We start from the raw sequence: 10,172 nt of genomic DNA on the forward strand, positions 1-10,172 counted from the left end.
GGCTGGTGATGTGGATGCTGACGGTTCTGCTCATCGTCTCCAATCTGCTCGCAGCCTTTGCTTCCTCGCTGACCATGCTGCTTCTGGCCCGGGTGGTTCTCGGCGTCGCGCTCGGCGGCTTCTGGTCGATGTCGGCGGCGATGGCGCTGAGGCTCGTGCCGATGCGGCTGATGCCGCGCGCCATGTCGATCATCCTCACCGGCGTTTCGGTCGCCACCGTCACCGCCGCGCCGGTCGGCGCCTATGTCGGCGATGTCTGGGGCTGGCGCACCGCCTTCATGATCGCGGCCGTCGTCGGCGCGCTGGCGCTCTTGGTGCAGCTTGCCACCATCCCGCGGCTGCCGCCGGCCGGCGGGGCCAGCGTGCGCGCGTTGCTGGAGGTCGTGAAGCGGCCGATGATCAGGGCGGCGCTGCTGGTCGTGCTGCTGGTCGCCTCGGGTCACTTTGCCGGCTTCACCTATGTGCGCCCGTATCTCGAGGTGGTTCCGGTGCTGCCGATCGAGACGATCTCGCTGGTGCTGCTCGGCTACGGCATCGGCGGCTTCTTCGGCAACTTCGCCGGCGGCTTCATGGCCGAGCGCAACCTGAAGGCCGCGGTCGCCCTGGCGCCGCTGCTGATTGCCGTGTCGGCGCTGGTGCTGCTCACCCTTGGCGCCTCGCCGGTGACGGCGGCGATCGCCGTCGCCGCCTGGGGCTTCGCCTTCGGCGCGGTGCCGGTCGGGCTGCAGACCTGGCTGGTGCGCGCGGCGCCGGACGAGGCCGAAAGCGCCGGCGGGCTGATGGTCGCCACGTTCCAGGTGGCGATCGCGCTCGGCGCCGTCTTCGGCGGCCTGCTGGTCGACCATGCCGGCGTCGCCAGCGCCTTCGCCTATTGCGGCATCGCAACGCTGCTGGCGGCCCTGGTGGCGGTGCTGATGGGGCCGAAGCGCGCGGGCTAGCCAGCCCCCGCGCGATCATCCTACATCGGCCCGGCAGCCGCCCGGGCCGATGTCGCCGTGATCGCCGCCACGAAGCGCTCCAGGCTGTGCTCGACATAGGCGGTCAGCTCCATTTCGGGATCGAAGCTCCACCACAGCAGCGAGCCCTGCCAGTGCGACGCCATCAGCAGGCCGATGTCCTGAGGCATGCCGGGTATACCGGCGAAACAGTCGGCGAGCACCTTGCTTAGCGCCGCTTTCCAGGCGGCGCCACGTGCCCGCAGCACGGGATCGCGCAGGTCCTCGCGCAGCACCAGCAAACCTTCGGCATAGGATTCGATGTCGCCATAGCCGCTGGATAGACCACCCAACAACCGGATGGCCCCGGCCGGGGTCCTCGGCGTCGAGGCGGACAGCGCTTCGGTTTTCCGGTCGAGCCCATCCCAGGCATAAAGCAGCGTGCGTTGCTTCAGCTGCGCCTTGCTCCCGAAGCGCTGCACCAGCGTCGACCCCGATAGGCCGCATGCCCGCGCCAGCCGCTCGAAGGTCAGCGCCTCCGGGCCTTCGGCGTGCATCAGCCGGTAGGCGACCTCCAGCACCTGCTCGTCGGGTTGCGTTTTCGGCCGGGTCATCTTGACATCCATTTATAAACGAATGATCATTTATAAATTAGGAGCGCAGCAGGCGCCAGCCCTCGTTGTGGTGTTTTGGTTCGGGAGGTTTCGATGATGCTTGAAGGGAAGGTCGCCCTTGTCGCCGGCGCAACGCGCGGTGCCGGCCGTGGCATCGCGGTCGAGCTCGGCGCCGCCGGCGCCACCGTCTATGTCACCGGGCGCACGACGCGGACGCAACAGTCGGACTATGGCCGTCCGGAGACGATCGAGGAAACGGCTGAGCTGGTCACGGCGCAAGGCGGCAAGGGCATTGCCGTCCAGGTCGATCATCTGATTGCTGACGATGTGCGCGAACTGGTCGAGCGTATCCGTGCCGAGCAGGGCCGTCTCGATGTCCTGGTCAACGATCTGTGGGGCGGCGAGAAGCTGTTCGAGTGGAACAAGCCGGTCTGGGACCACGATCTCGAGAACGGCTTGCGCCTGCTGCGCCTGGCCATCGACACGCATCTGATCACCGCGCACCACGCGCTGCCGCTGATGATCGAGCGGCCGGGCGGGCTGCATGTCGAAGTCACCGACGGCACGGCCGAATACAATGCAGACCACTACCGGCTGTCGCCATTCTACGACCTCGCCAAGGTGGCGGCGACGCGCATGGCATGGGCGCACGCCAAGGACCTCGCGCCACATGGCGCCACGTCGGTCTCGCTGACGCCCGGCTGGCTGCGTTCCGAAATGATGCTGGAGGCCTTCGGCGTCAGCGAGGCGAACTGGCGCGACGCGACCGCCAAGGTACCGCATTTCGTCATTTCGGAGACGCCGCGCTTCGTCGGCCGCGCCGTCGTGGCGCTGGCCGCGGATCCGGAGCGGTCGCGCTGGAACGGGCAGTCGCTGTCCAGCGGCGGGCTGGCGCAAGTCTATGGCTTCACCGATCTCGATGGTTCGCGCCCGGATGCCTGGCGCTATGTCCCGGAGGTCCAGGATGCCGGCAAGCCGGCCGATGCGACCGGGTATCGCTAGAATTGCGCTAGGCCGAGCGACCGTCGAAGTCGAAGATCTGGACGGAGGCAAGGTCGATCCCGTCGAGGCAATTGATGTTGACATAGGCGCTGCGTTCGCTGCCGTCGCCGACGTCCTCGGCGAAGGGATGGATGCCGCAAAAGCGGCAGAAGCGATGGGCGATGGCGCCCTTGCCAAAGGTGTAACGGCCGAGGTCGTCGCCCCAGGCGAGCAGCCGCAGGTTCCGATGCGGCACCGCCCAGAGCAATGCCGCCTTGCGGGCGCAGATCGAGCAGTTGCAGCGCACGGCCCCGCCGAGCTCGCCTTCGACCTCGAACGCCACCTTGCCGCAGTGGCAGCCGCCTTTGTAGAGCATCGTTCCTTCTCCCCTTCGGCCCGGCAGTGCAAATATGCCTGATCCAACTCATTGTTGGAGCATGATCTTTCCGAAAACCGGTTCCCACTTCTCGGGATCATGCTCTAAAGACGCTGCAGCCTTGCGGAGTCCGACACCGAAAATGCAATCAGTCCGCGATCATCTCGAAATTCTGCTGTCGCGTCTCGCGACCCGCGCGAGCGACGAGTGCGTGTTCGTGCGACTGTACCCGGAGGCAGCGCGAGCAGCCGCTGACGCCAGCGATGCGCGGCGGAAGGCCGGCGTGACGCTCGGACCGCTCGACGGCACGATCGTCTCGATCAAGGACCTGTTCGACGTCGCCGGCGAGGCGACCACGGCCGGATCGCTGATGCTCAAGACCGCCGCGCCCGCCTTGCGCGACGCCGCCGTCGTCAGCCGGCTGCGCCAGGCGGGCGCGGTCATCCTCGGCAAGACCAACATGACCGAGTTCGCCTTCACCGCGATCGGTACCAACCAGCATTACGGCACGCCCGGCAATGCCACCGACGCCAGCCTGATACCGGGCGGTTCGTCCTCGGGCGCCGGCGTCTCGGTCGGCGAAGGTACCTGTGACATCGCCATCGGCTTCGACACCGGCGGTTCGGTGCGCATACCGGCATCGCTGAACGGCGTCATCGGTTTCAAGCCAACGGCGCGTCGGGTGCCGCTGACGGGGGCCTATCCGTTGTCCGCGACGCTGGATTCGATCGGACCGCTGGCGCTGAGCGTCGCCGCCTGTGCCGTCGCCGATGCGGTGATGGCGGCTGAGGAGGTGCCCCCGCTGCATCTGCCGTTGCCACTTGCCGGACTTCGTGTCGGTATCCCGCGCGGCGTTCCTTTCGAGGACACCGAAAGCGAGGTGGCGACCGCGTTCGAAAGATGCCTGGGCCAGGTCGAGCGGGCCGGCGCGCGGGTTGCGGACCTGTCGATCGACGACCTGCTCGCCGAGATGCGGGCGGCGACCAGGCGCGCGACGATCGCGTCAATGGAAGGCGCCGAGGTCCATGCCGACTGGCTGGCGACAGGCGCTTCCGTGCCGGTCGATCCGCATGTCAGCGGGCCGTTGTCGCGCGCGCTGGCCATCCCCGCGTCGGTCTATATCCGGACAATCCGGCGCCGCAAGGCGCTGGCCTCAGCGATGGACGAGCGGCTGGCCGCGGTCGATGTGCTGGCCCTGCCGACGACGCCGGTGGCGGCGCCGACCATCGCCTTGATGGCTAGCGACGCGGCGCTGCGCGAGCGGACCGAAGGCCTGCTGTTGCGCAACACCCAGGTCGCCAACCAGTTCGATCTCTGCGCCATCTCTGTGCCGATGCCTGGAACGGCGCGTCCGGCCGGGTTGATGCTGGTGGCCCGCAACGGCCATGACCGCCATCTGCTGCGCATCGCGGCAGAAATGGAGCGGCTGCTCTGACGAGCAGCGTGCCCACGGCAATCAGTGCGCCGCGCAGCGCCTGCGCTCGGCTTTGCCAGAGGCGCGTTCGATACGCGTAACGACCAGCATGGGCGGCTCGTTCGGCTCACCGCGATGCTGGATCGATCCTCTGACGACGAGCTTTCCCGCGTGGAGCTTGTCTGATGTATCGGGTGCGGCCCTGTCTTGCAGCGGCAATTCGGTGGTGTTGAGTGCCACGCCTTTGACGACCTTGCCGGTGCCCAGATCCAGCGCGTTGCCTGAGGGACAAGGGGCTCTGAAGCAGACGAGTCCATTGCTGCAGTAGACATAGTCGCTGCTCTCTGTCGCAGCGAGTGTGGGCGAGGCCGCGATCGAACATGCGGCGAGAACCAAGGATGCCAAGCGACGATTCAACATGGCTTCAGCGTCACCAAGAATTGAGGCGGAAGCGCGGTGCATTTCACCTGTCGGCCGGAAACCGTCGACGGTAGTGGTCGACCACGTCCGGATTGCGCAGATTTGCCGGCAGCTTGCCGGCCAGCACCAGCAGCGCCTCGCCCGCCGCGCCGACGCCCATGCGCATCATCGACTCCTCGGTGATCCCGGCCATATGCGGGGTGACGATGACATTGTCGAAGCTGAAATAGGGATGGTTCGGCGGCAGCGGCTGCGTCGCAAAGACGTCGAGCGCGGCACCGCCGATGCTGCCCTTGCGCAAGGCTTCGATCAGCGCATCGTCGTCGACCACCGGCCCGCGCGAGACGTTGATCAGCAGTGCGTTCGGCTTCATGCGCGAAATGCGCTCGCGGCTGATCAGGCCGCGCGTCTCCGGCGTCAGCGGACAGCAAAGCACGATGATGTCGCTCTGCTCGACCAGCGCGTCGATCGACAGGAAACCGACCTTGTCGGGCGCCGGGCGCATACTGCGCGTCGTTGCCACGACATTGAGGTCGAAGCCGTGCGCGGCGATATGGCCGACCGCCTGGCCGACCGCTCCGAGGCCGACAATGCCGATGGTCTTACCGGCGAGCTCGGTGTTGGCGTTGGCATGGTCGCGTCCGGCGAGCCAGCCCTTGGCGCGCAGGTCGCGGTCGACCATGCGAAAACGCCGAAGCAAGGCCAGCGTCACGAACATCACGTGCTCGGCGACCGAGCGCGCATTGACCGCCGGCACGTTCGCCACCAGCACGCCGGCTGACGTTGCCGCCTCGACCGGGATCATGTCCAGCCCAGCGCCATGACGGATCGCGGCGCGCAGCTTCGCGGCGCCGCCGAAGAGCTCAGGTGGCAGCGGCGCACGGACGATGACGATATCAGCATCCTTCGCCTCGGCGGCAAGCGTTTTGCCATCGAGGGCGGAAGCGACGACCAGCTTGCCTGCCCCGGCCAGCATGGCGGAGGCGCGCGGATGCAGCGGGTGCGTCGACAGGATTCTGGGCATGTGGCTCCCGTTTGTTTGCCGCATTTCTGCGATGCCAAGCGATGCCGCTTGGGCTGCAAAATGCTCTAGGCCTTTTCGAGCGCCGGGCTTGTCGGCTCCGTCCCACGCCCCTCGATCAGGCCCTTCCAATAGCTTTCGGCGCCTTGCAGATGGGCGTTCATCAGCGCCTGGGCGAGGTTGCCGTCGCGGCGCAGCAGCGCCTCGTAGATCTGGATATGCTCTGCATGCGAGCGCACGCTGCGCTCGGGATCGTTGAAATAGATCGGCAGGCGCTGCTCGCCCATCAGGTAGTAGACGCTGCAGATGTTGTGGAAGATGCCGTTCTTGGTGGCGCGCACGATCTCGAGGTGGAACTCGCGGTCTTCCTTGGCCAGACCCTCGCCGGCGGCGATACGCTCCTCCGAGGCTTTCAGGATCTCGCGCAGCCGCTCGAAATTCTCCTCGGTGGCGCGTGAGCAGGCAAGCTCGGCGGCCTTGATCTCGTGGATCTTGCGCAACTCGACCGTTTCGTAGATCTGGATCGGATCGAGCGGCAGGCCGGCGCGGGCGAAAAGGGCCAACGCCTCGACGCTCGCCTGCTTGGTGTCGACATAGATGCCGGATTTGGCGCGGCGTTCGACGATCCGCATGGCTTCCAGGATGGCCAGCGCTTCGCGGATCTGGCCGCGGCTGACGGCGAAGTGCTCGGCCAGTTCGCGCTCCGACGGCGTGCGACCCGTCTCCTTGTCCGATTTGGAGAACAGATAGGCGGCGAGTTCCGCGAGAAGGTTCTTTTCTTTCATCGTCAGCAGCGTTGCGCGTTCGCCTCCAGGAATCGCTCCGAGATTGTGAATCCCAATCCGGGCTTTTCAGGGATCGCTATCATACCGTCCTTTGCTTCGACAGTCTCTTCGATAAGATCGTGGATCATCGGGTTGGCGCCGAGCGAGTATTCGACGGTGAAGCTCGCCGGCGAGGCGGCGCAGACATGCAGACCGGCAAAGAAGCAGGGCGCGCCGGCCCACAGATGCGGGGCAAAGCGCAGGTTGAAGGCGCTGGCGATGGTGCCGATCTTCATCGCTTCGCTGATGCCGCCGCAGAAGGCGGGGTCCGGCTGGAAAATGTCAGCCGACTTCAGAACGGCGAGGTCGCGGAAGGCATAGCGCGTCGCCTCGCTTTCACCGGTGGCGATCGGGATCGAGCTCGAGGCGCGAACTTCGGCCATGCCCGGCTTGTCGTCGGCGATCACCGGCTCCTCGAACCAGGCGAGGTCGAGGTCGCCGGCAAGCTGGATGAAGCGCTTTGCCTCGGCCACCGTATAAGTGCCATGCGCGTCGACCATCAGCTCGACGTCGGCGCCGAGGGCCTCTCTCGCCGCGCGGACGCGCCCTGCGGAAATATGCGGGGCGCCGTCCATGGCGCCGATACGCATCTTCAGTGCCTTGAAGCCGCCCTTGGCGATGTAGGATTTGAGCTGCTCGCCGATGGTCTCGGCTGGCGCCCAGCCGCCGGAAGCATAGGCTTGCATGCGCTCGACCTTGCGGCCACCAAGCAGCCGCCAGATGGGCTGGCCGAGCGACTTGCCGAGAATGTCCCAGAGCGCGATGTCGACGGCGCTGATGGCGGCCACGCTCATGCCGCGCCGCGCCAGTTGCGGCATGGCATGTCCGCCATGGGCCGCCGTGTGGTGGCGCACGCCGTTGTAGAGCATCTCCCAGATGACGCCGATGTCGGTCGGGTCGCGGCCGATGAGCTGCGGGCCGACTTCGTGGTTCAGCATGTGGACCAGGGCACCATAGCTGCCGGCGCTGCCGGCGGCGTTCTTGCCTTCGCCCCAGCCGACCAGGCCGTCATCGGTCTCGATGCGCAGAATGGCGGCGTCGAACGTCGTCACCTGACCGAAGTCGCTGCGATGCTGCTTCGCGGCTTCGATCGGTATGCGAACCCACCAGGCTTGGACCGTCTTGATGCGCATGGTCATCCCCGGCCCCGCCGCAGAAAGGCGGAAGGGCGTCTCTCTTTGGATCGGCTACCTGATCAGCGGCAGCAGCGTTTCGGCGGTGATGCGCATCTGGTCGGTGTAGAACTTCTCCGTCAGCACGCTGGAACCGTGATCCTGGATGAACTTCAGCTGCTCTGGCGAGATGTCGACCGGATGGCGCTCGACCATGTCGGGATAGGGCGCGGCCGGCGTGCGGTCGACAGGGGCGACGAACTCATTGGTCAGCGCGCCGTCATAGCCGATCTCCTTCAGCGTGCGCACGATCCGCGGCCAGTCGATCTGGCCGAGGCCGGCGGCGAAGCGGTTGTTGTCGGCGACGTGGAAGTCGAACAGGCGCTTGCCGACCTGACGGATGGCGTCATAGACGTTAAATTCCTCCATGTGGATGTGATAGGCGTCGAGGCAGACGCCGCATTCCGGGCTGACCGCGTCGGCGAGCGCGAGCGCCTGGGCGCCACGGTTGAACAGATAGGTCTCGAAGCGGTTGAGCGGCTCGACCGCGACCTTGACGCCGACCTTCTTGGCGTGGGCGAAGCACTCGCGGGTGGCGTCGACCACCCAGCCCCATTCCTCCGCCTCGGTGCCGTCGGGCACTACCTTGCCGACGGTGGCGGGAACCAGCGTGATGATCTCACCATCGAGCTCGCTGACCATGGTCAGCACGTCCTTGACGTACTGCACCGAACGCTCGCGCTGGCCCTGGTCCTTGGCGGCGAGGTTGCGTTCGCCCAGCATCAGCGTCACCGAGCCCCAGCAGCGGATGCCGTGCTCCTTCAAGAGCGCGCGCGTCTCCCCGGTCTTGTACTGCTCGGGCTCGCCGGAGATCTCGATCGACTCATAGCCGAATTTCTTGATGCGCTTCAGCGTCACTTCCAACGGCTCCGCCCGCATCCAGTTGTGCGTCGAAAGATGCATGGTCTATCCTTCCCAGAGTTCGCCTGTCACGTTTCCCACGACGTGGCTCGAGCAAAGCCCGCCGTGCGATTCCTCCCCAAGGTACTCCAGTGTCTTTCTGGCAAACTGGTTCGACCAATTGGGCCTGATGCGAGGTCTACCGCAAATTCAGCTGCACGGCAAGAAGTCGCGTGCGGCGATGTCAGGCTCTGCTTACTTCCTTGAATAATCTAACATATTTTCACAGTTTGTGACGAACGAAAGCGCTTCCGGCGCCTGTTCGGCCGCTTGACCAAATGTCGATATTTGGTCATACCAGAATGACGACGCGTACTGGCGCCGACAGGAAAACACCAAACGGGCTGGCCCTGTTTTCAATCAGCGCTATGCTTGGCCGTCAAAAGAGAGAGGGAGGATGCCGATGCCGTCGACGATGAAGGGTCCCGGTCTGTTTCTGGCGCAGTTCGCGGGCGATGCCGCGCCGTTCAATTCGCTGTCGTCGATCACCAAATGGGCAGCCGGCCTCGGCTACAAGGGAGTGCAGATACCGACCTGGGACGCGCGGCTGTTCGACCTGGAGAAGGCGGCGACCTCCAAGGCCTATTGCGACGAGGTGAAAGGCATCTGCGCCGATGCCGGCGTCGAGATCACCGAGCTCTCGACGCATCTTCAGGGGCAACTGGTTGCGGTGCATCCGGCCTATGACGCGCAATTCGATGGCTTCGCGCCGGCGGCCGTCCACAACAATCCGAAAGCCCGGCAGCAATGGGCGGTCGAGCAGATGAAATTCGGCGCCAAGGCATCGAAAAATCTGGGGCTCAAGGCCTCGGTCTCCTTCTCCGGAGCGCTGGCCTTCCCCTACCTTTACCCATGGCCGCAGCGGCCAGCCGGCCTGATCGAGGAGGCCTTCGCCGAGCTCGGCAAACGCTGGAAGCCGATCCTCGACGTCTATGACGAGAACGGTGTCGACATCGGCTATGAGATCCATCCGGGCGAGGATGTGTTCGACGGCGCGACTTTCGAGATGTTCCTCGACGCGGTGGGCGGCCACAAGCGCTGCAACATCAATTACGACCCGTCGCACTTCCTCTTGCAGCAGCTCGACTATCTCGAATTCATCGACATCTACCACGAGCGTATCAAGGCGTTTCACGCCAAGGACGCCGAGTTCAACCCGACCGGGCGGCAAGGCGTCTATTCCGGCTATCAGGGCTGGGTAAACCGTGCCGGGCGGTTCCGTTCGCTCGGCGACGGGCAGGTCGATTTCGGCGGCATCTTCTCCAAGCTCACCCAGTACGGTTACGATTCCTGGGCGGTGCTGGAATGGGAATGCTGTCTAAAGCATCCGGAGGATGGTGCTGCCGAAGGCGCGCCCTTCATCCAGCACCACATTATCCGGGTGACGGAGAAGGCCTTCGACGATTTCGCCGGCGGCGCAACCGACAAGAAGGCGCTGCGCGCCATGATGGGAGTCTAGTACCGCTTTCCCTCCCCCTTGGGGGGAGGGTGGCCCAAAGCCGGGCGGGGTCGGCT

The 10,172-nt window shown here is 65.6% G+C and carries 11 protein-coding genes; 4 read left to right on the forward strand and 7 right to left on the reverse strand.

What is annotated here, in order from left to right; all coding sequences use genetic code 11:
- Nucleotides 1–938 (forward strand): MFS transporter (locus tag EOA33_RS13010; protein ID WP_145989125.1); only part of this gene is annotated, 938 nt, incomplete at its 5' end.
- Between the two features lie 20 nt (nucleotides 939–958).
- Here EOA33_RS13010 and EOA33_RS13015 read toward each other — a convergent pair.
- Nucleotides 959–1,549: a helix-turn-helix domain-containing protein gene (locus EOA33_RS13015; RefSeq protein WP_189375537.1), complete on the reverse strand. Its 591-nt coding sequence runs from the start codon at nucleotides 1,547–1,549 to the stop codon at nucleotides 959–961.
- 93 nt (nucleotides 1,550–1,642) lie between these two features.
- On the opposite strand from EOA33_RS13015, the gene EOA33_RS13020 reads away from it, so the two are divergent.
- On the forward strand, nucleotides 1,643–2,551 hold the full coding sequence (locus EOA33_RS13020; RefSeq protein WP_126058208.1) for an SDR family oxidoreductase: 909 nt from the start codon (nucleotides 1,643–1,645) through the stop codon (nucleotides 2,549–2,551).
- A gap of 7 nt (nucleotides 2,552–2,558) precedes the next feature.
- Here the strand turns inward: EOA33_RS13020 and EOA33_RS13025 are convergent, their stop codons facing one another.
- Nucleotides 2,559–2,906, reverse strand: a complete 348-nt coding sequence (locus EOA33_RS13025; protein WP_126058209.1) for a GFA family protein — start codon at nucleotides 2,904–2,906, stop codon at nucleotides 2,559–2,561.
- A 142-nt stretch (nucleotides 2,907–3,048) separates the two neighbouring features.
- Between EOA33_RS13025 and EOA33_RS13030 the strand changes: the two genes are divergently transcribed.
- Nucleotides 3,049–4,341, forward strand: a complete 1,293-nt coding sequence (locus tag EOA33_RS13030) for an amidase (protein WP_127405805.1) — start codon at nucleotides 3,049–3,051, stop codon at nucleotides 4,339–4,341.
- Nucleotides 4,342–4,362: 21 nt separating this feature from the next.
- On the opposite strand, the gene EOA33_RS13035 is transcribed toward EOA33_RS13030, so the two are convergent.
- The 5 genes from EOA33_RS13035 to EOA33_RS13055 all read right to left on the reverse strand — a co-directional run bounded on the left by EOA33_RS13035 (nucleotide 4,363) and on the right by EOA33_RS13055 (nucleotide 8,660).
- Nucleotides 4,363–4,782, reverse strand: a complete 420-nt coding sequence (locus tag EOA33_RS13035) for a hypothetical protein (RefSeq protein WP_245455378.1) — start codon at nucleotides 4,780–4,782, stop codon at nucleotides 4,363–4,365.
- Between the two features lies 1 nt (nucleotide 4,783).
- The gene (locus EOA33_RS13040; RefSeq protein WP_126058211.1) at nucleotides 4,784–5,764 is read right to left on the reverse strand and encodes a hydroxyacid dehydrogenase; all 981 of its coding nucleotides are present in this window, start codon (nucleotides 5,762–5,764) and stop codon (nucleotides 4,784–4,786) included.
- Nucleotides 5,765–5,829: 65 nt separating this feature from the next.
- On the reverse strand, nucleotides 5,830–6,546 hold the full coding sequence (locus EOA33_RS13045; RefSeq protein ID WP_126058212.1) for a FadR/GntR family transcriptional regulator: 717 nt from the start codon (nucleotides 6,544–6,546) through the stop codon (nucleotides 5,830–5,832).
- 2 nt (nucleotides 6,547–6,548) lie between these two features.
- On the reverse strand, nucleotides 6,549–7,718 hold the full coding sequence (locus tag EOA33_RS13050) for a mandelate racemase/muconate lactonizing enzyme family protein (RefSeq protein ID WP_126058213.1): 1,170 nt from the start codon (nucleotides 7,716–7,718) through the stop codon (nucleotides 6,549–6,551).
- Nucleotides 7,719–7,772: 54 nt separating this feature from the next.
- Entirely contained in the window at nucleotides 7,773–8,660 is an 888-nt protein-coding gene (locus EOA33_RS13055; RefSeq protein WP_127405806.1) for a sugar phosphate isomerase/epimerase, read from the reverse strand.
- Between the two features lie 400 nt (nucleotides 8,661–9,060).
- Here EOA33_RS13055 and EOA33_RS13060 point away from each other — a divergent pair, with 400 nt between their 5' ends.
- On the forward strand, nucleotides 9,061–10,116 hold the full coding sequence (locus tag EOA33_RS13060) for a sugar phosphate isomerase/epimerase (protein WP_127405807.1): 1,056 nt from the start codon (nucleotides 9,061–9,063) through the stop codon (nucleotides 10,114–10,116).
- Nucleotides 10,117–10,172: the final 56 nt, after the last annotated feature.

Origin of the sequence: Mesorhizobium sp. M4A.F.Ca.ET.050.02.1.1, assembly GCF_003997725.1 — a bacterium.
Lineage (GTDB): Bacteria > Pseudomonadota > Alphaproteobacteria > Rhizobiales > Rhizobiaceae > Mesorhizobium.

Excerpts from the sequence above, each read along its gene's own strand:
- EOA33_RS13015 (WP_189375537.1), bottom strand. The coding sequence starts at position 1,549 with ATGACCCGGCCGAAAACGCAACCCGACGAGCAGGTGCTGGAGGTCGCC.
- EOA33_RS13020 (WP_126058208.1), top strand. The coding sequence starts at position 1,643 with ATGATGCTTGAAGGGAAGGTCGCCCTTGTCGCCGGCGCAACGCGCGGT.
- EOA33_RS13025 (WP_126058209.1), bottom strand. The coding sequence starts at position 2,906 with ATGCTCTACAAAGGCGGCTGCCACTGCGGCAAGGTGGCGTTCGAGGTC.
- EOA33_RS13030 (WP_127405805.1), top strand. The coding sequence starts at position 3,049 with ATGCAATCAGTCCGCGATCATCTCGAAATTCTGCTGTCGCGTCTCGCG.
- EOA33_RS13035 (WP_245455378.1), bottom strand. The coding sequence starts at position 4,782 with ATGCACCGCGCTTCCGCCTCAATTCTTGGTGACGCTGAAGCCATGTTG.
- EOA33_RS13040 (WP_126058211.1), bottom strand. The coding sequence starts at position 5,764 with ATGCCCAGAATCCTGTCGACGCACCCGCTGCATCCGCGCGCCTCCGCC.
- EOA33_RS13045 (WP_126058212.1), bottom strand. The coding sequence starts at position 6,546 with ATGAAAGAAAAGAACCTTCTCGCGGAACTCGCCGCCTATCTGTTCTCC.
- EOA33_RS13050 (WP_126058213.1), bottom strand. The coding sequence starts at position 7,718 with ATGCGCATCAAGACGGTCCAAGCCTGGTGGGTTCGCATACCGATCGAA.
- EOA33_RS13055 (WP_127405806.1), bottom strand. The coding sequence starts at position 8,660 with ATGCATCTTTCGACGCACAACTGGATGCGGGCGGAGCCGTTGGAAGTG.
- EOA33_RS13060 (WP_127405807.1), top strand. The coding sequence starts at position 9,061 with ATGCCGTCGACGATGAAGGGTCCCGGTCTGTTTCTGGCGCAGTTCGCG.